At 69.9% G+C, this 22,208-nt stretch carries 15 protein-coding genes and 1 pseudogene; 10 read left to right on the top strand and 6 right to left on the bottom strand.

Features of this window, described 5'->3' with window-relative positions; all coding sequences use genetic code 11:
- Positions 1 to 119: 119 nt before the first annotated feature.
- Complete coding sequence (locus tag PV342_RS21490; RefSeq protein WP_500318409.1) at positions 120 to 1,208, top strand: DNA polymerase III subunit beta family protein; 1,089 nt, start codon at positions 120 to 122, stop codon at positions 1,206 to 1,208.
- A gap of 306 nt (positions 1,209 to 1,514) precedes the next feature.
- Here the strand turns inward: PV342_RS21490 and PV342_RS21485 are convergent, their stop codons facing one another.
- Positions 1,515 to 2,009: an Imm1 family immunity protein gene (locus PV342_RS21485; protein WP_500318408.1), complete on the bottom strand. Its 495-nt coding sequence runs from the start codon at positions 2,007 to 2,009 to the stop codon at positions 1,515 to 1,517.
- Positions 2,006 to 5,932, bottom strand: coding sequence for a polymorphic toxin-type HINT domain-containing protein (locus PV342_RS21480; protein ID WP_500318407.1), 3,927 nt, complete (start codon positions 5,930 to 5,932; stop codon positions 2,006 to 2,008). The genes PV342_RS21485 and PV342_RS21480 overlap by 4 nt, the downstream gene beginning before the upstream one ends.
- 649 nt (positions 5,933 to 6,581) lie before the next feature.
- On the opposite strand from PV342_RS21480, the gene PV342_RS21475 reads away from it, so the two are divergent.
- The 6 genes from PV342_RS21475 (at position 6,582) to zwf (ending at position 15,083) form a co-directional block, all read left to right on the top strand.
- Entirely contained in the window at positions 6,582 to 7,091 is a 510-nt protein-coding gene (locus PV342_RS21475; protein ID WP_500318406.1) for a hypothetical protein, read from the top strand.
- A 95-nt stretch (positions 7,092 to 7,186) separates the two neighbouring features.
- Positions 7,187 to 9,403: a S1 family peptidase gene (locus PV342_RS21470; protein ID WP_500318405.1), complete on the top strand. Its 2,217-nt coding sequence runs from the start codon at positions 7,187 to 7,189 to the stop codon at positions 9,401 to 9,403.
- A gap of 122 nt (positions 9,404 to 9,525) precedes the next feature.
- Positions 9,526 to 11,382 carry an FG-GAP-like repeat-containing protein gene (locus PV342_RS21465; RefSeq protein WP_500318404.1) on the top strand — a complete coding sequence of 619 codons (1,857 nt, stop codon included), beginning with the start codon at positions 9,526 to 9,528 and terminating at the stop codon, positions 11,380 to 11,382.
- A gap of 291 nt (positions 11,383 to 11,673) precedes the next feature.
- Positions 11,674 to 12,321 carry a hypothetical protein gene (locus tag PV342_RS21460; protein WP_500318403.1) on the top strand — a complete coding sequence of 216 codons (648 nt, stop codon included), beginning with the start codon at positions 11,674 to 11,676 and terminating at the stop codon, positions 12,319 to 12,321.
- 265 nt (positions 12,322 to 12,586) lie between these two features.
- Complete coding sequence (gene gnd, locus PV342_RS21455) at positions 12,587 to 13,618, top strand: phosphogluconate dehydrogenase (NAD(+)-dependent, decarboxylating) (protein WP_500318402.1); 1,032 nt, start codon at positions 12,587 to 12,589, stop codon at positions 13,616 to 13,618.
- A 7-nt stretch (positions 13,619 to 13,625) separates the two neighbouring features.
- Positions 13,626 to 15,083: a glucose-6-phosphate dehydrogenase gene (gene zwf, locus PV342_RS21450; protein WP_500318401.1), complete on the top strand. Its 1,458-nt coding sequence runs from the start codon at positions 13,626 to 13,628 to the stop codon at positions 15,081 to 15,083.
- 94 nt (positions 15,084 to 15,177) lie between these two features.
- Here zwf and PV342_RS21445 read toward each other — a convergent pair whose 3' ends face one another.
- Both PV342_RS21445 and PV342_RS21440 read right to left on the bottom strand, forming a co-directional pair.
- Positions 15,178 to 16,869 (bottom strand): hypothetical protein, encoded by a 1,692-nt coding sequence (locus PV342_RS21445; protein WP_500318400.1) that lies wholly within the window; start codon positions 16,867 to 16,869, stop codon positions 15,178 to 15,180.
- Positions 16,866 to 17,591 carry an ABC transporter ATP-binding protein gene (locus PV342_RS21440; protein ID WP_500318399.1) on the bottom strand — a complete coding sequence of 242 codons (726 nt, stop codon included), beginning with the start codon at positions 17,589 to 17,591 and terminating at the stop codon, positions 16,866 to 16,868. Before PV342_RS21440 ends, PV342_RS21445 begins: the two co-directional genes overlap by 4 nt.
- A gap of 586 nt (positions 17,592 to 18,177) precedes the next feature.
- Here PV342_RS21440 and PV342_RS21435 point away from each other — a divergent pair.
- Positions 18,178 to 18,444 carry a hypothetical protein gene (locus PV342_RS21435; RefSeq protein ID WP_400807213.1) on the top strand — a complete coding sequence of 89 codons (267 nt, stop codon included), beginning with the start codon at positions 18,178 to 18,180 and terminating at the stop codon, positions 18,442 to 18,444.
- On the opposite strand, the gene PV342_RS21430 is transcribed toward PV342_RS21435, so the two are convergent.
- Positions 18,404 to 19,459: an NADP-dependent oxidoreductase gene (locus PV342_RS21430; protein WP_500318398.1), complete on the bottom strand. Its 1,056-nt coding sequence runs from the start codon at positions 19,457 to 19,459 to the stop codon at positions 18,404 to 18,406. The two genes, PV342_RS21435 and PV342_RS21430, sit on opposite strands and share 41 nt — an antisense overlap.
- Before the next feature lie 100 nt (positions 19,460 to 19,559).
- Between PV342_RS21430 and PV342_RS21425 the strand changes: the two genes are divergently transcribed.
- Together PV342_RS21425 and PV342_RS21420 are read left to right on the top strand one after the other, a co-directional pair.
- Positions 19,560 to 20,477, top strand: coding sequence for a LysR family transcriptional regulator (locus tag PV342_RS21425; RefSeq protein ID WP_500318397.1), 918 nt, complete (start codon positions 19,560 to 19,562; stop codon positions 20,475 to 20,477).
- A gap of 173 nt (positions 20,478 to 20,650) precedes the next feature.
- Positions 20,651 to 20,875 (top strand): annotated as a pseudogene (locus tag PV342_RS21420) (Ca2+-dependent phosphoinositide-specific phospholipase C); the annotation flags it as partial.
- A gap of 111 nt (positions 20,876 to 20,986) precedes the next feature.
- Here the strand turns inward: PV342_RS21420 and PV342_RS21415 are convergent.
- A complete protein-coding gene (locus PV342_RS21415) occupies positions 20,987 to 22,195 on the bottom strand; it encodes a TIGR02679 family protein (protein WP_500318396.1) in 1,209 nt (402 codons plus the stop codon).
- Positions 22,196 to 22,208 lie beyond the last annotated feature (13 nt).

Raw genomic sequence — 22,208 nt, 5'->3', positions numbered from 1 at the left:
TGCCGGTTGTCACGCCCCGTTCAACCCTCCGACCTGCGAGTCTGGTTGGGGTCCGGCCGGGAAGGCGAGTTGACCCTCGACCTGGTGGAGGGGGCAGAGTCCCAGGCGTGGAGAACGACATGCGCAGTATCGGTGAGCTGGCCCGGGACAGCGGACTGGGCGTGAGCGCACTGCGGTTCTACGACACCGCCGGGGTGCTCGTCCCGGCCCGGGTGGACCCGTCGAGCGGCTACCGCTGGTACGGCCCCGAGCAGTTGGAGGAGGCCCGGCTGCTGGCGCGGCTGCGCCGCACCGGTATGCCTCTGGCGGACGTCCGCCTGGTGCTGGCGGCCTGGTCCGGTGAGGACACCGGTCTCGTCCGCAAGCTGCTCGAGGCGCAACTGCGCCGTCTGGAGCGGGGGCTGTCCGAGGCACGCGCCGAGTTCTCCGCGATCCGTGCACTACTCGACCGCAAGGAGAACCTCATGTCCGCACCCGCCACCGGCGCCGTCCGCGTGACCGCTTCCGCCCCGGCTCTGGCCGCCGCGCTGGACGCGGTCCGTTTCGCCGCGGGGACCGATCCCGAGCTGCCGCTGCTCGGCGGCGTCCTGTTCGACATCGAGGGTGGGACGCTGCATGCCGTCGCCACCGACCGGTACCGGATGGCGGTGGCGCGGACCGATGTCACCGGGCACGAAGGGCCGCGCAGGCAGGTCGTCGTGCCGTCCCCGCTCGCCGACGCGATGCGGGCGCTGCTGGCCGACGCCCCGGCGTCCGTCGAGCTCACGGTGGACGGTGACCGCGTCGCCCTGGCGGCAGGCGACCGTCAGACGGCCGGTCGTTGCCCCGATCACGACTACCCCGACTACCGGCGCCTCGTGCGGCTGCCGGAGGGACGCCGCGTTTTCGTCGAGGTCCCGGCCTTGCGTGCGGCGTTGGAGACCGGCCCCGTCCGCGCCGGCGAAGCGCGGGAGCAGGACGGGATGTCCCCCGACATCAGCGTGCTCGCGGTGGCGGCCGACGGCACGGTGGGCGTGCGTGGGGACGGAGACGAGGGCCCGGACGACGTCGCGGTCAACCGCGAGTACCTGCTCCAGGCGCTCGCCGCTGGGGGCCGGGACCGGCTGGTGCTGGAGTTCGGCGTCCCTACGGCCCCCCTGGCGGTCCGCCGCCCGGACGACTCCGACGGCACGTTCTCGCTCCTGATGCCGGTGCGCCTGGACGCGTGACCGCTATCGCGAAACGGGTGCGCTCGCGGGCCGGTAGAAAACGTCACAGCAATGATGCCGAGTCGAGCCTCGATACCGACGTTGAAGCCGGCCAGTAATGCATCGCGTGCGGCAGGTCCAGAGCGGAGAACAGGTAACGAACGAGGCTCCCCGGCAGATATATTGAGACGTCAGACAACTTACTCAACCGCCGAGGAGCCTCGCCCCTGTTGCGCACAAGTCCTGGACCAGTCGGTGGTCACTCGATCAGTGAACCTCTGAAGAGGCTCAATGGTCGGGCCCCGACAGTCTAGGACGGATGAATCCCTACGAATTCAGTGGCTGGCCGTTCGCCGTACTCGGTTCCCAGCCTACGACTGTCGGCCGCTTTCCGTGATTGACGCAAAACTCTGTAAGCGCAGCTTCGATCACGTCCACGGTCACAACATTCCGCCGTTCGTACCACAAGGGGTATCCGGGATCTGCGGTAACGCGCGGATCAAACGAGGGTGGATTCTCGTTGTGTGACACCCAATAAAATTGGTCAGGAGCATCCGGATCCTCCTCGCCCCACCAAATCATCCCGCCGTAACCAGTCTGTCGATTGACCCCAAGCATGAGCGAATTTTCGGCCACGGCCGGGATTTCCGCACCTGCGGGGAGGTTAAATACGTGGAACGCTGCCACACTCCCAGCATCGAACCCCACAGCCACTTCGCGCTCAGATTCCAGCTCGTTCAATGCTCGGGAAATGGCGATCTCCACATCCCGGGGTTCAGAGACTCGACCCATCACGCCATTGATCCAAAATTCGACGATCATACCTTACCCGGCCCCTTGCCGTGGAACACTTCGGCCTCTCGCGCACCCGGGTACCACACCGTAAGCGTGGAATCGACGGGCAGGACGGCTTCTACCAGAACGCTGCAGCTGTCTCGTCCCGTGCACACGCCCTTGTTGTTGTTGATGACGATAGTCGCGTGCTGAACGTCCCCCATCAGCATTTTATAGGCAAGTTTCGTCTCGGCATGCGTGTCCCCCCAGAAGTCGGTTTGCCTGGGGTGACCATATCCTATCTTTTTCAGATAGGCCCGGACGCCTGCCGCGTCTGCATCATTCTGGCTGACAACGCGGTCGGGTAGACCGGGTATCGATCCTCCCTTGGAATCCCGGACTGCCCCAGTGGTGATCCACTCACCTCTGAGTTCGTCGAAGAGCGTCTTCACCCATACGGGGCATGACTCAGCATTGTGGACGAGGACGTCCTTGGTGCCGGTGGAGACGTAGTAGGTGTGGAGGTCGTCGACGGTGAGGTTGTAGGCGTCCTGGAGTCCCTGCCAGTCGCGGGTGCGTGCGACAACGGCCGTGGTGCCGTGCGGGGTGCGCAGGGTATCGCCGGCCTCGAGGTCGCCAGCGTACTTCCAGGTCCGGTCCCCCTCGGACCAGAAGGGATGGTGGCTGGTCGAGGTGAGCGTGGACCCGTCAGCGAGGGTGACGTCGGTGAAGTTGCGGTCGTCGGGGGTGTGGATGGTGTTCTTGACGCGCCGCGGACCAGTTACGCCGGTAATGGGGTCGGTGGCTACGACGAGGTCGCCCGTATTGACCTGCTCGATGGGGCTGCCTGCGCCATCGGCCATGAGGACCTTGGTGCCCGCTGGGAAACTGTCCGCCGCTTTGGTCAGACAGAAGGCAGTCAAACGGATAGCCCGCCCGGCTCGGAGTGCTTCGATTCCCTTGCCCAGCTTGGCAGCGTATTTCAGCTTGCCCCAGGGAACGACGCCGGCGACGGCCATCGTGCAGTCCAGCGCGGTGGGCTTGTCGATGCACCGCTGGATGTCGGCGATACCCGACAGTTCCAAACCGATCTTTACCCAGGTGTGGGGGTCCTTCGCCAGCGTATAGGCCTTGTCGATGGCCCCTTCGTCACAGATGGTCGTGTTGAACGGAAAGAACGTCTTATCGATCCCCTGCAGGTAATCGAAGCAGAACCAGTCGGGGTCGTCCGCTTCACGTTCTTCCTGCGCTTGCTGAAGGGCCTCCTCTTTCTCCTGCTCGGCGAGGTCGCGCGTTGCTGTCCAGGCTTGTTTGGCCTCCGCTTCTGCCTCGGCGGCACTCTTGCCGGCGGCGATGGCCGACGCGCGGGCCTTGCTGGCGGCCTTCTCGGCCTTCTGCGCTGACGAGCGGGCGTAGGAGGCGGAGAATTCGGCGTCGGCGGCGGAGTTCTCGGCAGCGGTGGCATCTTGTGCGGCCGCGTTTGCTGCGCTCCGCGCTGTAGCTGCTGATGCGGCCGCATTGGCGGCACTCTGGGTGGCGGCGTCCGCTGATGCCTTGGCATCGTCCGCGTACTGCTTGGCCTGATCGGCGGACTTCTTCGCCTCGGCGGAAGCGGCCGCTGCTTCCTCGGCGGCATTCTGCGCCGTCAGGGAGGCTTCGGCGGCGTACCAGGCGTTCTCTCGTGCCCGGGCGGCGACCAGGGAGCCTTCGGCAAGGAGCCGTTGGACTTGGTGGACGTGGGTGGTGGTGAGGTCGTCCTTGCGCTGGGCCGTGTACTGGCCGGTGCTGACGAACTCGTGGATCAGCTCCGGCGGGCCGGCAAGGGCGATTTTCGCGGCGGCCTGGAGTTCGGCGCCGCCGGTCTCAGCGAGGTGGGCGGTGATGACCCGTTCGTCGGAAAGTCGCTCGCCGTACTGGCCAATTTGCAGGAACTTCGCGAGGGTCGTGCCGTTTCCGTCAGCCAGTGCCGCTTTGGCGGCGTCGCTGACGCCGGGGCCGCCGGTTTCGGCGAGGCGGGCGATGTCGACCCGCATGTCGTCGCGTCCGGCCTGGTATTGGTCGGAGGTGTAGAAGGCCTGGATCTGTTCCGGGGTGCCAGTGCGCAAGGCTTCGGCGGCCGCAGTACGGACGGAGGCGTAGGGGCTCTGGTCGCTCAGGTCGACGACACGCTCGTGGACGTCGTTGTCGTTGGCTTCCTTCCAGCGGGTGCGCAGGTAGTCCAGGACGTCCTGGTCGGTGCCCGAAAGCGCTCGGGCGGCGGCTTCCTGGTGCCACGGGCCGAGCAGTTTCATCGCCTGCATGGCGAGTTGGCGGCCCTTGGCAGCGGTTGCCTGGATGTCGACGTCGGGGCGTCCGGCCTCCTCGGCAAGCGCTGTTGCGGTGTCGTTGAGGGACAGCGCCTCGACCTGGATGGTTGCGGAGGCCGAGACCAATGCCTCGGAGGTGGTCTTCATCGAGCGGGCACGCTCGATGGCCGCGTCCGTGCGGGTCGTCAGGTCGGCCGCTTCGGTTTCCCGGGCCAGGTCGAAAGCGTCCTTGGCCTTGTTCACCGCTGCGGTTGCGCTGTCGGCTGCTGCCTTGGCAGCATCGGCGTTCTTCTTGGCCACGGCGGCATAGGTCGCCGCATCCCCGGCGTGTTCGGCGGCCTCATCCGCGTAGTCTGCCGCCTTGTTGGCGTGTCCGGCAGCCGATCGTGCGGCGTCGCGGGCTCCGTAGGCGGCCGTGGCCGCACGGCGGGCCAAGTCGGCGGAGCGATCGGCGGCGGCGTCCGCGGCATTGGCATGCCGTCGTGCTTCGGCGGCTGCCACGCGGGCTTCGTTGGAGTGCACGCCGGCCGCATCCGCAGAGGCGTTGGCCTCGTCGGCGGCGTCGGCTGCCGCTCGCGCGTTGCTGGAAGCGCCCTTGGCGGCGTCGGAGGCAATTGCCGCAGCAGCAGAAGCAAGGCCCGCGTTCTCGGCTGCAACAGCCGAGGTCTCGGCGGCGTCCGCCGCAGCACGTGCCTGGCTGGCGGCCTCGTTCGCAGCGTTGGCGTCGGCCTTGTCATGGGCGGCGGCAATGGCTGCCTTGTAGGCCCTGTTGGCTGCTTCAGAGGCCGCAGCAGCCGCCGAAGCGGTTTGTGCGGCGGCCACTGCGGCCCGTCGTGCGGCACGGTTGGCGGCGTTGGCCGCCCCGATGGCCTCCTGCGCCGCGTCGGCCGCTCCACGGGCGGCGTCTGCGGCCTGCTTGGCCTTGATCGCAGCCTTTTTGGAATCGTCCTTGGCAGCCTCGGTCTCCGCGGCCGCCTTCTGCGCGGCTTCCTTGGCCAGCTTGGACGCCTCGACCGCCTTCTTCGACGACTCCTCAGCCGCCTTCCGGGAGTCCTCGGCCTGCGTGCCGGCCAACTTGGCCTGTTCGATCAGCTGAGCGATCGTGGAGTGCTCCTGGTCGCGGTCACGAGCGATGAACTGCCCGAGCTCCAGGAACTCGACCATCTCCTCGGGCGAGCCACGAAGTGCGACCCGGGCCGCGGTCTTCACGTTGGGACCGCCGACCGTGGCCAATCGGGCGACCTCGACACGGTTGTCGTCCTGACCCGCGGCATACTGGCCCGTCGTCAGGAACAGTTCACGGTCCTCGAAGGTGCCCTGCAGGGCGTCCTTGCCCGCCGCCTGCACACCTGCCCCGCCCAGAGTGATGAGGCGCGCGATCTCGACCTTGCGGTCCTCGTCCAGCGGCTCCTCATAGCCGTAGAGGAGGAAGGTCTCCAGATCGGCGGGCGACTCCAGCATCGCCTCTTTGGCGGCGAGTCGCATGCCAGGACCGCCGGTCATGACCAGTCGTGCGGTCTCGACACGGTTGTCGTCGTACTGGATGGACTCCGCTGCGTCGAGGAACTTGCGGATCTCCTCGTCACCGCCGAGCAGCGCCTGCTCGGCGGCCTCCTTAAGGCCTGCTCCGCCGGTCTCCCAGTAGCCGACGATCTCGGCCCGCACGTTCGCGGGCAGCGTTCCCGGCTCCGCCGCCGCGGCGGCGGGGGTTCCGAGAAGGCCCGACAGAAGACCCGCGGAGAGCAGTATTCGTAAAGCCTGCCTAGGGCCCGAGAATCTCAGCGCCCCTGAACCGACGGTTCGGAATGACATACGCCGCCCCACTCGACAACTCCCCTTTTTACTTGAAGAAATGTCCAGCAGGATTGTGCGCGATGTGTATACGGGTCCGCAGATCGACTCATCCACCCATTTCCAGAGTTACCAGAAATGACGACTTGTACATTCACGCACCGCTGGAGCCGCTTGATCGTACACCGAACTTGACTGCACTGTAGGAGAGTTGGCGAGTGTCCTGTTGCGTACACGTCAGGTAGATTAATGGCTTCGCGAGTGGATCATCACCTCCGTTCCCGCTGATCCGCCCATAGGGCGCTATGCCCCGTTCGAAGCAGAACACGGAATTTTGCGCAGATACGAACCGGCACTTGGGCGAGCAGCACCCGCACCCCAAGTGAACAAAGCGTGAGTAAGATCTGGATAAGCTGCGCCTGATGAATTACGCTGCAACTACTCCCGCCACGCCCTTGACTGCGATTCATTTTGGGAAAAGTTCCGCACATTCCTGTCCAGTTTATTTACCGAAGGGCCTTCCATGCTGATAACCCGTGCGCGCAAGATACTGCTGGGCGCCGTGGGCTCGGTACTCCTGACATCAGTGACGACCCTCGGTGTGGCTTACGCCGACAACGGCGACACGGCAGCGCCCGCCACTGCGGCTGACGGTGGACCGTCCTATGCCGTCGAGGACTTCAACTATCCGGGCGCGGCCAAGGTCCAGGAGGAGACGGGCGCCCTCCTCAAGCGTGGCGACGGCCATATGGTGATGACGTCCTGCGACGGCGGCGAGGACATCTCGATTATGAGCCGGGCCGGGCAGAAGGACTTCTGCTTCGACGTCACGACCAAGCCCGCCTTCCTCGCTCTCGAGATCCCGCAGGCCTACGGCATCTGGACTTCGGCCGATCCCGTGAAGACCACCATCCGCGAGGACGACGGCACCACCACCGTCATCAACGCACCCGCCAACGACTTCACCGGATACGGCGAATCCGGCGCCTCCGGCGAGCCGACGACGCTCATCGAACTGCGTGTGACCGCCTGACGGGTCCGACTCCCACCGCACCGTTCGCCCTCAGCCGCCTGGCGTCCCTCACTTGACAGCGCCAGACGCGGCGTTCACCTCTTCGGAGTTCCCCCATGCCCATAACCCGTCCTCGTGTGGCCTTGACGAGCGCTCTGCTCTCGGCCACCGCGGTCACAGGCGCCCTCACCTCCGCGCCGGCCCACGCTGTCACCGGAACCCCCGCCGCAGCCGGCAGCTACGCCTTCACCGCTCGCATCGACATCGACAACGGCGCACGGGCCTGCTCCGGTGCGCTGGTCGACGCCGACTGGATCGTCACCGCCGGCTCGTGCTTCGTGAACGACCCCGCGAGCGGGACCACGCCGCCGGCCGGCAAGCCGGCCAAGCCCGTCACCGCCACCATCGGTCGCACCGACCTGACCACCACCTCCGGCGAGGTCCGAGGCATCGTCGAGCTGGTACCCCGAAACGACCGCGACCTCGTGCTGGCCCGGCTCAGCCGTCCCGTCACCTCCGTCGCACCGGTCAAGATCTCCTCGACCGCACCGACTGTCGGCGAGCAGCTCACCGTCACCGGTTACGGACGCACCAAGACGGAATGGGCGCCGCTCAAACTGCACAGCGGAACCTTCGGTGCGGGAGCCACCCAGACCACGACCACGCAGATGACCGGGCAGAGTGAATCCGCGGTCTGCGCCGGAGACACCGGCGGTCCTGCCCTGCGGCCTTCCGGTGGCACGTACGAGCTGGTCTCGGTCAACAGCCGCTCCTGGCAGGGAGGCTGCTTCGGTCAGGACACCGCCGAGACCCGCACGGACGCGGAGAACTCCCGCGTGGACGATCTCGGTGACTGGGTGCAGACCATCGTCAGCAGGGCGAGGGTCTCGGACTTCAACTGCGACGGCATCGAGGACATCGCCGTCGCCGACCCCAAGGCGACCGTGGGCGGTGACGCCGGCGCAGGCCTGATACGCATCGTCTACGGAGGTGGAAAGGGCACAGCGGAGATCAACCAGGATCTCGACTGGGTGCCCGGAGGAGCCGAAGCCGACGACTGGTTCGGCGAGTCCATGGACGCTGTCGACTACAACCAGGACGGCTGCACCGACATCGTCGTCGGCACCCCTTCCGAGGACCTCGCCACCGCCGCCGACGCAGGCATGGCCGACATCCTCTACGGCGCCCCCAGCGGCGTCGGAACGGGCACGCTCAAGTTCACCCACTTCGAGCAGGGCCAGGGCACCGGCGTACTCGGCGCCTCCACCCCTGAGTCCGGCGACCGACTCGGCCAGGCCGTCGCCGCCGGCACCACTGCCGCGGGCGAGCCCTTCGCCGTCATCGGCATACCCGGTGAGTCCCTCGGCACCATCGCCAAGGCGGGTGACGCGCTGTACGTACACGGCAGCGGCATGGCCGTTGTCGGCATCAGCCAGGACAGCACGGGCGTGCCTGGCACGGCGGAGGCGAACGACGGGTTCGGCAGCGCCGTCGAGGCCGACGGCAACCACATCGCCATCGCCGCGTCCAACGACGCCATCGGCACCAAGGCGGGCGCCGGCACCGTCATCGTCTTCGACCACAAGCTGAACGCCGAAGGCAAGCCCACACCGCTGTTCGGTCTCGACCAGGACCTCGACACCGTCGCAGGCGCCGCCGAGGCCGGCGACCAGTTCGGCGCGTCCCTGGCCATGATCTCCTACCGGCCGACCAGTTCCTCGACGGCCACAGACTCCATCCTGGCCGTGGGTTCGCCGGGAGAGGACCTGGACATCGACGGCGCAGCCAAGGCCGACGCGGGCAACGTCATCACCTTCCGTGTGACCGCGGCCGGTACCTACAGCCAGATCACCGAGATCGACTCCGGTACGGCCACCGACGATGTGATCGGCACCTCCGAAGCCGGCGACCGCTTCGGCCAGGCGCTGGCGGCTGTGAACACCGCACCCCGCGCGGTCGGCTCGGCCGCCACGCTGAGGCTTGCCGTCGGTATCACCGGCGAAGCCATCGGCACCACCGCGAAGGCCGGTGCGATCACCACTTTCGCCCTGCTCGGCTCCCCCGGGGCCAACGACCACTGGATCGAGTCCGGTGACGCCTCCGGGATTCCGGGAGCCCCGGCCGCCAACGCACAGCTGGGCGCGAGCCTCCACTTCACCGCGACCAACCTCTACGTCGGCATGCCCTACGGCCCCAGCACCTACGGGGCCGTGCACTCACTGCCCATGAGCAACGTGACAGCGGGCGGCGTTGACGGCACCGTCACCACCTTCCAGCCGGGCAGCAACGGCCTCCCCGCAGTGGGCGGCCGCTTCGGATACAACGTCCGCTGATCGCAGCACGGACAGCCCCCCGCCCGTCCCTCGACGAAGATCACATCGAGGGGCGGGCGGGAAGCCTCCAAGCAGCTCCCAGCCCAAGCGTTGCGCTCGATCTGCCACCAAGGAACTCACACATGCCACAGGCCCAACCCGTGCGTCTCGGCGCACTGGCCACATCCCTGATCGCGGGATCTCTCGTACTGACCGTTGTGCCCGCTACCGCTGCGAACGGCACTGCGGTCGCCTCCGGTGACACCACCTACGCCTACACCGCGCAGCTCATCATCGGCGACCATGATCGCGGCTGCTCCGGTGTCCTGGTCGACCCCCAGTGGGTCGTGACGGCCGGGTCCTGTTTCGTGGACGATCCCGCGTCCGGCTCCGTACCCGCGGCGGGTCTGCCCGCCAAGTCCACCAAGGTCACCGTCGGCCGCACAGACCTCACGACCGCAGCGGGTCTGGTCACCACGGTCACCGAGCTCGTCCCGTACCAGGGGCGCGATCTGGTCATGGCACGCCTCGCGCAGCCGGCCACGGGGATCACCCCGGTCGCCCTCTCCATTGCGCCGCCTGCCGTGGGTGAGACGCTCAAGGCGGTGGGTTTCGGCCGGACCAAGACGGAGTGGTCTCCGCTCAAGCAACACACTGGCACTTTCGTCGTCGATGCCGTCGACAGCGGCAGTCTCGCGGTCACCGGCCAGAACGGCGACGCCATGTGCGCGGGCGACACAGGTGGCCCCCTCGTCATCGAAAGAAGCGGCAAGGCCGAACTCGTCGCTGTCAACAGCAGGTCGTGGCAGGGGGGCTGCTGGGGGACGGAGGGCACCGAGACGAGGACCGGCGCGGTCAGCACACGGATCGATGACCTGAGCGCGTGGATCCAGCAGGTTCGGTCCATGCCGCAACAGGCGCAGGTCACGGCCGGTGACTTCGATGGTGATGGCAAGACCGACGTGGCGGCACTGTACGACTACGGCAAGGACGCGCAGGGCCGCGGTCAGAGCAGCCTGTGGGTCTTCGACAGTGACGGCACGGCGTACCGTAGCCCGCGCGTGGTATGGGACAGCGGGGCGATCAGCTGGACCTGGACTTCAAGCAAGCTCACTTCGGGCGATTACAACGGGGACGGCAAGGACGATGTCGGCGTCCTCTACAACAACGGCCAGGCCGGCGGGAAGAACCTGAGCAAGCTGTGGACGTTCATCAGCAACGGCGACACCTTCCAGACACCCAAGGTCGCATGGGAAAGCGGGGCCAGCAGCTGGAGCTGGGACGCCAGCAAGCCGGTCTCCGGAGACTTCACAGGTGACGGCAAAGACGACGTCGGCGTCCTCTACAACTACGGTCTGATCGACGGCAAGAACCAAAGCAAGCTGTGGACGTTCACCAGCAACGGCGACACCTTCCAGACACCCAAGGTCGCATGGGAAAGCGGCGCCACCAGCTGGAGCTGGGACGCCAGCAAGCCCATCTCCGGAGACTTCACAGGTGACGGCAAGGACGACGTCGGCATCCTCTACAACTACGGTCAGACCGGCGGCGACTACCGCAGCAAGCTGTGGACGTTCACCAGCAACGGCGACACCTTCCAGACGCCGAAGGTCGTCTGGGACGGCACGCCCTGGAGCTGGGACGCCAGCAAGCCTGTGACCGGCGACTACAACGGCGACGGCAAAACCGACATAGGCATCCTCTACAACTACGGTCTGATCAACGGCAAATACAACAGCAAGCTGTGGACGTTCACCAGCAACGGCGACACCCTCCAGACACCCAGGACCGCCTGGGACAGCGGCGCCACCAGCTGGAACTGGAATGCCAGCCAGCCCGTCTCCGGCGACGCCAACGGTGACGACAAGGACGACTTGGCCGTTTGGTATGACTACGGCACCACCGCCGACGGCCGCACCCGCCAGGGTCTCTGGAACTTCACCAGCACTGGCACCACCATGACGACCCCCCACCGAGACTGGGACAGCGCCCTGCAGTAGCGACGGCGTGAGCCCGCGAAGCCCTCTGCCAGACGCCCCCGGCGTCTCGCAGAGGGCTTCTGCGGCTTCCGCAGGGCGCCGGCGGATCGTGTCTCCTTGGACCCGCAGGGTCCGTCACCCGAACCCGATATGTGGGCGCGCGGTGTGCGCGTATGCGGAATCGCAATCGTTGATGCGGCTTCCTGTGCAACCCGTCGGGGCCGCGGCGTAGTAGTGAGTGGCGAGCGAGTCACCGCCGCCGTCGGCCGAGGCCGCACGCATGAAATTCATCAACCAGCAGGGAGCGTCACGTTGTCCGGATCCAAAGATGTGTCCATAGCCGCTGCGTTGCTGGGCGGTCTCCTGTTGCTGACGGGGTGCACCGGTTCCTCCGGCTCCGACTCCGCCGCTGTCACGTCCACTTCGCCTTCGGCGGAGGCGTCCGCCTCGGCGAGTGGCTCCGCCTCGGCGAGTGGCTCCGCCTCGGCTAGCGCCTCCGCCTCCGCGTCGGCGAGCACCTCCACCTCGGCGGCGCCGTCGTCCCGCTCCACCACCCCCAAGGCCACCGCCGCCACCCGGCAGGCGCCGGCCTCCGTCCCCGGCTGCCGCAACCTGGCCGCCGGCGGGGAGGCCAAGGCCGCGGTGACGCGGGCGTACCAGCGCGGTTTCCCGCGCTTCGTGCACATCGCGCCGGCGCCGGGGCGGTTCTTCTACGGCCAGTGCGGCACGGTCCGCTATGCCGCCGCCCAGTTCCAGCCCACCGGGGGCGCGACCGAGGGCGAGCTGGTGGGCCTGCAGGACGAGGGCAGTGCCATGAAGTACTTCCGCGCCTCCTCCGGGAGCGACTGGAGTTACGTCGCCACCGACGGCTTCCCCGCGAGCGAGGGCGGTTGCCGCGCCATCACGCAGATCCCCCGGGCCCTGGCCACGGCGTGGCGGAACTGCCGCGTCGCGGGCTGAGGTAGGCCGCCGAGCGGGGCGGCACAACGGTTGCGTCACCGGGACGGCGCAGTGCGGCAGGGGCTCTCCCGCCGCGGCGCCGCCCCTGCCGCGAAGGGGAATCACAGGTCAGGGCGCCCTCGTCCGTCGCGCCCCGGTCGACGGACGATATTCCTCTCATCGCACCAAATGTCGTGAATATGTAGATTTCCAAGGAGTCGCCCTGAGGCGTGGGACAACAGGACTCCGGCCCGCCGGAGTCCGCCGAGGAACGGGGTAACCGACGATGGCCACTGACTCACCCGTGCAACTCGGCATGATCGGCCTCGGCCGCATGGGCGCCAATCTCGTGCGCCGGCTGATGCGCGACGGCCATCCGTGCGTCGTCCACGACCTCAACCGGGACGCCATGCTGGAACTGGAGAAGGAGGGCGCGACGGCCGCCGCCTCCCTCCAGGACTTCGTGCAGAAGCTGGCACCGCCCCGGAACGTGTGGCTGATGGTCCCGGCGGGGGCGGTGCAGTCGACGCTCGACGAGCTGACCGCGCTGCTGCAGCCCGACGACACCGTCATCGACGGCGGCAACTCCTACTACCGCGACGACATGGCCCGCGCCCGGCAGCTCGCCCCGCAGGGGATCCACTACGTCGACTGCGGCACGTCCGGCGGTGTCTGGGGGCTCGACCGCGGCTACTGCCTGATGATCGGCGGCGAGGACGAGCCCGTGGCGCGGCTGGACCCGATCTTCCGCACCATCGCGCCCGGCCGCGGGGACGCCGAGCCCACGCCCGGCAGGACCCGGACGGACGGGACGGCGCCGGAGGGCTATCTCCACTGCGGGCCGAGCGGCGCCGGCCACTTCGTGAAGATGGTCCACAACGGGGTGGAGTACGGGATGATGGCGGCCATCGCCGAGGGCCTCAGCATCATCCGGCACGCGGACGCGGGGCTCGGCCGCAGGGACGTCGACGCCGAGACGGCGCCGCTGCGCGAGCCCGAGGCGTACCAGTACGAGATCGACGTGGCCGAGGTCGCCGAGGTCTGGCGGCGCGGCTCCGTGATCGGCTCCTGGCTGGTCGACCTCGTCGCCGACGCGCTGGCCCGCTCACCGCAGCTCGACCAGTTCACCGGCCGGGTCTCGGACTCCGGCGAGGGCCGCTGGACCATCCAGGCGGCGATCGACGAGAGCGTGCCCGCCCCCGTCATCAGCGCCTCGCTGGCCGAACGGTACGCGTCGCGCGGACTGGGCGAGTTCGGCGACAAGGTGCTGTCCGCGATGCGCGGCGAGTTCGGCGGCCACGCCGAGAAGACCGGGTGAGGCCGCCATGTCCCAGGCTTCCTCCTCCCCCACTCACGGCCCGGTCCCCGAGGACCACGTCGTGGTGCTGTTCGGCGCGACCGGCGACCTCGCCCGGCGCAAGCTGCTGCCGGGGTTGTTCCACCTCGCCAAGGCGGGGCTGCTCCCGGCCCGCTACCGCATCGTCGGCTCGGCGCCCGCCCAGAGCGCGCTGAGCGACGAGGAGTTCCGCAAGCACGCGCGGGACGCGGTCGCGGAGTTCGGCCGGTCGAAGCCCCAGGGCCGGGCGTGGGAGGAGTTCGAGGCCGCGCTGTCGTTCGGCGCGTGCGACGCCGGCGCCGCCGGCCCGCTGATCGCGGCCGTACAGGAGGGCGAGCGGGCCGTCGGAGGCAAGCCGCGGCGGCTGTTCCACCTGGCGGTGCCGCCGAGCGCCTTCACGTCCGTGGTGGAGACGCTCGGGGCGAGCCGGCTCTCCGAGAACGCCCGGGTGATCGTGGAGAAGCCCTTCGGCACGGACCTCGCCTCGGCACGGGCGCTCAACGCGTCGATCCACGCCGTCTTCGACGAGTCCCGGGTCTTCCGCATCGACCACTTCCTCGGCAAGGAGTCGGTCGACAACATCCTCGCCCTGCGCTTCGCGAACGGCCTCTTCGAGCCGGTCTGGAACCGCGACCACATCAGCCATGTGCAGATCGACGTGCCGGAGAGCATCAGCATCGAGGGCCGTGCGCAGTTCTTCGAAGGCACCGGCACGTTCCGCGACATGATCGTCACCCATCTCTTCCAGCTGCTGGGATTCATCGCCATGGAGCCGCCCACGGCGCTCCAGGCGCAGTCCCTGCGGGACGAGAAGGAGAAGGTCTTCGAGTCGCTGCAGCCCGTGGACCCGGCGCATGTCGTCCGCGGGCAGTACGAGGGGTACCGGTCCGAGCCGGGCGTGGACCCGAAGTCGGACACCGAGACGTTCGTCGCGCTGCGGGTGGGGATCGACAACTGGCGCTGGGCGGGGGTGCCGTTCTACCTGCGCTCGGGCAAGTCCCTGGCCGAGGCGCGGCATGTCGTGACCCTGGGCTTCCGGGAACCGGCGCTGCGGATGTTCCCGCTGGCCGCGCGCGGCCACGCCGGGGACCGGAGCAACGCGCTGGTGATCGACTTCGACGACCCGGGCCGGATCACGGCCTCGTTCCTGGTGAAGGACCCGGGCCCCGCCATGCGCCTGAGCAGGGCGGAGATGGTCTTCAGCTACGCGGAGTCCTTCAACTCCATGCACGCGTTGGAGGGCTACGAACGCCTGCTCCTGGACGCGATGCTGGGCGACCAGTCGCTGTTCACCCGCTCGGACGGCATCGAGCGCCTGTGGGAGGCGTCGACCCCGCTGCTGGAGAACCCGCCCCCGGTCGAGCCGTACGCTCCGGGCTCCTGGGGCCCGGACAGCGTCCGGCATCTCATCGCGCCGCACCACTGGAGCCTTCCGCACCGGAAGTGAGCGTTCCTCTGGAGGGGCCGGGCCTCGACGGACGGCCGCGGCGGGCGTCGCCGGCTCACCGCCTGAGGCGGGGGGCCCGGCGGCACCCCACCCGTCAGTCCGCCAGGGGAGCCGTCAGGTTCCCGATCCGCGTGACCGCCCAGCGCACCATGATCACCGTCACCATGGCGCTGGCCACGACAGCGGTGACGATCGAGGCGGCCGAGCCGGAATGCAGCGCGGTCAGGAACGGGACGACCAGCGTGACCACCGCCGCCAGCGCCCCGGCGCCGTACCAGCCCAGGAACAGCACCGGGCCCATGCTGCCGGCCGGAGACTGGGCCGACGACATCAGCAGATGGTGCTTGGTCGCCCCCCGGCAGGCGTTGACCAGCGAAGCGCCCACCAGCGGCGGCACCAGGGCCGGTGCCAGCCACGCGCGGGCCCCCGCGCCTTCCCCGGCCAGCACCGCCGCCGCCACCAGGGCGACCACCAGCCCCAACACGACGGGCACCGCCGTGTGCCGCAGCATCAGGCCCCGGTAGGGATACGGCGCCCACGACGCGCGACGGGTGTCGTCGGTCTCCACCCGGGCCGGCTCCATCAGCTGGGTCAGCGACCAGTAGCCGAAGACCAGTGCGGCCAGCGCCGCCGTCACGCCCGTCCCGCCGTGCGCCGAGGCCGCCAGAACCGCGCCCAGTACGGCCAGGACCCCCAGCACCACTGCCCGGCCCAGCCGGCCCGGGGTCCGCAGCAGCGCGAGTGTGTCCCGCCACGGCACCGCCAGTTCGGCCCGGCGGGGCGCCGGCAACCTCCATCGCACCGACCGGCCCCCGCCGGTGACCCCGGCCACCGCCTGCCGCGCGGTACGGAACTCCACCGTGCGCAGCGCGGCCATCACGCCGGTCGCGGTCCGCGATCGCCGCCGTACCGCGGACAGCGCCAGCGACCCGGTGAAGCGGTGTGCCGCGGCCAAAGCGCCGGCCACCACGCCCGTCAGCAGGACGCCCGCGGCCCAGCCGCCCGGCAGCGCGGCCGGTGTGGGGGCCAGCGCGGCCAGCCCTGCCCAGCCCCAGGGCCCGGACCACAGCTCCACCCGCTCCAGCCCGGGCAGCCGGTCGCCCCTGACCGCCAGCACGGTCTGCGCCACCAGCGCCAGCACCGCCATGGCGACGTACGGAGTGGCCAGCCGGGCCCAGCGGGCCACCCGTTCGCTGCCCTCCACCGCGGTGGCCAGTGCGGTCGCCAGCAGCGGCAGACCGCTGCCGCCCAGCAGGCACCAGCCGAACGCGGCGGGCAGCCCGACACCGACCGTCAGGCCCAGCGCGATCATGCCGATCACCGAGACCAGCAGCCCGGCGCCGCCCGCGATGGCGGCCGACCCCCAGAACCACGGCCGCAGCACCCGGGCGACGTTCACCGGCTGGGCCAGCAGCCAGTCCACGGTCTCGCGCGGCGGCACCACCGGCCCGCGCCACTGGGCGTCCCAGGAGGCGACCAGCAGCCATCCCAGCCCCAGCGCGCAGGACCCGGCCGGCAGCGCGGCCAGGATCGCCGGTCCGTGACCGGAGTAGTCGGCGCCCATCGACTTCTCGAGGAACAGCCCCAGGCTCGGCAGCCCTCCCCACACCGCGAGGAGCAGAGCCACGCAGTACACGGCGTAGGCGATCTGGCTGGTCCTCTTGCGGCGGTGCGGGGTGCGCAGGTCGCGGATCAGCCGCAGCGTCTCGCGCGTCCAGTCGTCCTCGTCGGACCAGGCCGCGGAGTGCTCGCCCGTCTCCTCGGCCCCTTCGGCAAGGGTGGTCACCGGGCACCGTCCGGGCTCTCGGCCAGCCAGGTCAGTCCGTCGGTCCCGGTGGCGAGCACCTCGTCCGGGTGGCCGTCGGCCACCACCTTGCCGTCGGCGAGGACCAGCACCTGGTCGGCGACCGCCTGGGCCAGTTCCGCGTGGTGTGTCACCAGCAGCACCCCCACGCCGTCCGCGGTCTCCTTCTTGATCAGGTCCGCCAGCCGCCGCCGCGCGCCCGGGTCGAGTCGCTGTTCCGGCTCGTCCAGCAGGAGCAGGTCGCGCGGCCGGACCATCGCGGAGGCCAGCAGCAGGGACTGGAGCTGCCCGGAGGACAGTGCCCCCGGCAGGGCGTCGGCGTGGTCGGTCAGCGTCCGCTCGGCCAGTACGTGGCCGATCCAGTCGCCGGCGTCCTCCACCCCGTGGGCCACCGCCACCAGCTGCAGATGCTCGCGCACGGTGAGGTCGGGGTAACAGGCCGCGGTGTCGCCGACCACCGCCACCCGGGCCCGGACCGCGGGGTCGTTCTCGTTCATCGGCTCGCCGTCGAACGTCACCGTGCCGGTGCTCGGCTTGTCGCGGCCGGCCGCTATGCGCAGCAGTGTCGACTTGCCGGAGCCGTTGTGGCCGAGCAGCGCCACGCACTTCCCGGACCGCAGTCGCAGGTTCATGGTGGCCAGCGCGGTGCGCTTGCCGTAGACCCGGCTGACGCCGCTGAGCTCTAGCAATGGTGGTGCACCCATGTCGCCGGGCCTCTCGTCTACCGCGAACGCTGTCCCCGCTTCGGCCTCGGGGTGACGGCCCGGAGCGGCCCGGCCATTGTCCACGCTCCGCCCGGCCGGGGGAGCGCTGGGTGTCCTTGGTCACTCCGGGTGCAGGGCGCCTGCGAGTCCGTTGGTGAGAGGTCGCGGTCCCTGAAGACCTGGTGATCGGCTTGCCACTGCGCGGTCAGCCGGTCGACGGTGGCCGACGACGGTCCGGTGGCGGAACTGCGGACCTCTCCGGCGCGGGCACGAAGTTCCGGGTGGAGAGTCCGTGCGGGTAGAGCAGCGGCAGCACCTCGCGGCCTTCGGGGACTTTGGGGCACCACAGCGGCAGGGTCGCCGAGGAGAGCCGCCCGGGGTGCCCCTCTCTCTGCGTTCGGGCAAGTCCCTCGGTGAGGCGCGGCACGTCGGACGCTCGGCTTCCGGGAACCGGCCCTGCGCATGTTCCCGCCGACCGCGCGGGGCCGCTCCGAGGCCCGCAGCGACGCCCTGGTGATCGACTTCGACGACCCGAGCCGGATCACCGCCTCCTTCCCGGTGAAGGAACCAGGCCCCGTCATGCCCCTTGAGCACGGCGGAGATGGTCCTCGGCTGCGCCGACTCCTTCAACACCATGCACGCGCTCGAGGGCTACGAGCGCCTCCTCCTGGACGGGATGCTGGGCGACCAGTCCCTGTTGACCCGCTCCGACGGCGTCGAGCGCCTCTGTGAGGCGTCCACCCCGCTGCTGGAGACCGCCCCGGTCGATCTCTACGCGCCGGGCTCCTTGGGCCCGGACAGCGTCCGGCGGCTCATCGCACCGCACCACTGGAGCCTTCCCCACCGCAGGTGAGCCGCGGGGCTTGCGTGCGGTCCCGGACGATGATCTTGCCGGTGTTCTCGCCGCGCAGCATTCCCAGGAACGCGTCCACGATGTGCTCGAAACCGTCGACCACCGTCTCGTCCGAGGCGAGCCGGCCGCTTTGCAGATGCGGCACCGCGAACTCGTACAACTCATCCTGCAGGTCGCGGTAGTTGCGGACCAGGAAGCCTTCCATACGGATGCTCTTCTCCACGATGTCCGCGTGGTTGAAGCGCGGCGGCGGCGCGTCGGGGGTGTTGTACTGGCTGATCGTGCCGATGCGGACGACGCGCCCGAACTCGCGCAGGGATCCCACCGCCGCGGCCAGTTGCTCGCCGCCGACGTTGTCGACGAACACATCGATGCCGTCAGGCGCGGCCTTGCCGAGGAGGTCGGCGGCCGGCCCGTCGTGGTAGTCGAAGACGGCGTCGTAGCCCACCTCCCGCATGAGGTGTCCGGCCTTCGCCGACGAGCCCGCGCTGCCCACGAGCCGTCCTGCGCCGAGCAGCCTGGCGAACCGCCCGGTCGCCGTGCCGACGCCGCCCGCGGCGGCCGACACGAACAGGTCCTCGCCCTCCTGGAGCCGGGCGATCCGGGTCAGGCCCACATAAGCGGTCAGGCCGGTGCCGCCGAGGGTGCTCAAGTACGCGGTGAGGGGGACTCCGTCGAAACGGGGCAGCCGCCGGATCTCCTCGGGCGTGACCACCGCGTGCGTGCGCCAGCCCTGCCGGTGGAACACGATCTCGCCCTCGGCCAGCGCAGGCGTGCGCGAGGCGGTCACCCGCCCGATGGTGCGGCCTTCCAGTGGTGCGTGGAGCGTGAAGCCGCCGGGCATGTCGTCCATCATCTCGCGGTGGTAAGGGTCGACGGACCAGTAGAGGTTCTCCACGAGCGCGCTGCCGGCCGCGGGCTTGGGAAGCGTGGACTCGACGACGGCGAAGTGCCCGGCGGTGGGGAAGCCGTGTGGGCGGGCGGTCTGGTGCACGGTGAGCGCGGTCTCGTTCATGACCGGACGGTAGGGCGGGAATGCGCCGCCTGGGCAGCCGGTTGGGCTCATGCGACGCACCGTTCCATGAGCAGCTCTCATACGCTGAGGTGAACGCCCCGTGGCCCGTACGACCGACTCCGATCTCGCCCCGCACGAACTGCGCGTCCTGGTGGCGGTCGCGGACACCGGCGGCTTCTCGGCCGCGGCCGGCACTCTCGGGCTGACCCAGTCCGCGGTCTCCCACTCGGTGCGCGGCAGCGAGCGCAAGATCGGGGCCGTCCTCTTCGAACGCGGTCGTACCGGCGCCCGCCCCACTCCTGCCGGGGAGAAGGCCGTCGCGCACGCCCGCCGCGTCCTCCGCCTGCTGGACGTCCTGACCGCCGAGGCGCGCGGCGCGGGCCGGCCCGATGCCGTGGAGGGGCCGCTGCGGATCGCGGCCTTCCGCAGCGCGGCTCTCCACCTGCTGCCGCCCGTGCTGCGGCGGCTGCGCGCCCGGCACCCCGGGATCGAGCCGCGGGTTCGGATCGTACGCGAGGTGGGGCGCGGCACCGCGGGCGAAGTGGCCGACGGGAGGGCCGACATTGCCCTTGCCACCCTGGGCGGCTCCGTACCGCTCCCACCAGGTCTGGTCGCAGGCGGACTCCTTGAGGAGCCGTACGCCCTGGTGCACGCGACGGGTCACGCCGCCCCCCGCTCGCTTCCGCTGGTCGACTGGGCCGAGAACTGCGGCTCGTACACCCGCGAGTGGTGGGCCGCGCAGGACTGGATCCCGAAGGCGACCGTCGAGGCCGAGGACGACGGCGCGGTGCTGTCCTTGGTGAGCGGAGGCCACGGGATGGCGATCATGCCGGCGCTCTCCCTGGTCGGGGCACCGGACTCCGTCGAGATCTCCGACCTCGGCCCGGCACGCCCGACCCGCCGGGTTGGCTACGTCACCACCTCCGAACTGGCCGGATCCGCCGTCGTGCGCGCCTTGGTGCGGGAACTGCGGGCGGCGGTCCCGCAGGGTGAGGGCCTTGTCAGCGGCGAGGCTTGATCCGGTCGAATGCGTGACCCGGGAGTGACCGGTACTGGTCGGTCGACGGCTGCGGCCAGACTGGCTCAGCCGGTTGGGGTGGCCAGGCCGATCGCGAGGTTGCGGAAGGTGGCGGCCGCGGCCCGGCTGCACAACGACGCCATCGCGGTCGCCGACGGGCAGGTCTCCCGCCGATGACCGACCCCGACCTCGCAGGCCCCTGCATGAAGGTCGTGCACCGGGCCGACCACGATGACGACACGACGTGCTCGACGCCGGCGCAATGCCTACCCCGGGTGAGGACCCGGTCGGGCGCGAACCCAGAACACGTGACGGTACCGGTCCTCCTGGAAGTCAAGGCGCCTGACGCGAACTTGAAGAGCAGTGCGGCCCCAAGCGCCCGCCGTTGGGACGCCCAGCAGTTCGACCGCCTGGACGCCGAGATCCGCTCCGTGTTGGGCGCCGTCGATCTCATCACGCACGGCACCTGGGCGCGCACCGAGTGGTGGCGAGGCGCGGCGAATCCAAGCTCACCTTGCCGACGCCAGGTCGTCCAGCAAGACGTCCAGCACCGCCTCTTCCTCGACGCGGACCCCGAGCTCGGCAAGGGCCTCGGAGAGTGTCGGGTCCCACGGGGAGGCGGCAGGTGTACCCGTGAGGGGAACACCGCGGTCGTCGGCGGCAGCTCTGTAGTCGGCAGCCCTGTAGCGCCAGGGAGTCCAAGGGACCCGGGCCAGGAGGGCGGCGGCGATGCGCAGTCCGCCCCAGTCGAAGTCACCGTGGTAGCGCAGGCTCGCACCTTGGTCCGCCATCCGGCGCAGAAGCGTGAGGGCGGCGGCGGAGGGCTGGCCCTGCAGGCACACCAGGGGTGGGCAGTGCGCCCCGTACGCGTCGGCGGCGGCCGCCACGATCGCGGGGTTCTCGCAGACGTGCACCGCCTCCCCCGGTGTCAGCAGCGGTGCACCCGCGGTGAGTTGACGGAGGGTGAGCACGGCTGGCTCGCCGTTCGCGGTGAGCCAGTCCAGGGCGGGGGTGCCGCGCAGGCCGAGGGTGAGGACCGTGGAGGACAGCTCGTCGCGCAGCAGTCCCGCCGAGGCCCATGCCGCGCGTCGCCACTCGGTCCCGGAGCCGTCGGGGAATCCGGTCAGCGCGCGGATTCCGGACAGGGTGAGGGTGGCCAGTGGTGTTCCGTCGTCGAGGGCGTGCGCGGAGCCGAGGACCCGGGCGGCGAAGGCGGGCAGCGAGACCGCGGGGTCCGCGGGGAGTTCGCTCAGGACCCTGACGGTGGCCGCCAGCAGGTCGCCGGCCGTCTCGGGTGTGCGGGCGAGGCGCCGTACGAGACCGTCGGCGCGCAGCCGCGCAGCCCAGGCGGCGAGCCCGGGTAGCTGGTCCAGCCGCGCGTACGCCGCCTGCCACGCGCGGTCCTCGTCGGCGCGCGTATCGCGCAGGGGGACCACGGGTCCGGTGAGGGCCGTGACGGCGGCGGCGAGGCCGTCCGGGCTGATGCCGGAGCGGCGCAGCACGGCGTCAACGGAGTCCAGCCGGATCGTCAGTGAGCGGCCGCCGCCGGGCGCCCGGCCCAGCAGGCTTTCGGCCGCCCGGCGCTGGGCCTCGGTGGGTGCGCTGAGGGACACGCTGCCGGTGAGCGGTTCCTCGCGTTCCATCCGGCGGCGGGCCCGTTCGACGAGCCAGGTGAGGTCGGGGCCGCCGAGCAGGCGCGTGAGGCGGACGGTGTCCACGCGCGCCGGTTCC

This window comes from Streptomyces sp. PA03-3a, assembly GCF_033792735.1.
In the GTDB taxonomy this organism is placed as follows: domain Bacteria; phylum Actinomycetota; class Actinomycetes; order Streptomycetales; family Streptomycetaceae; genus Actinacidiphila.
This window is presented reverse-complemented; position numbering and strand designations above follow the sequence as displayed.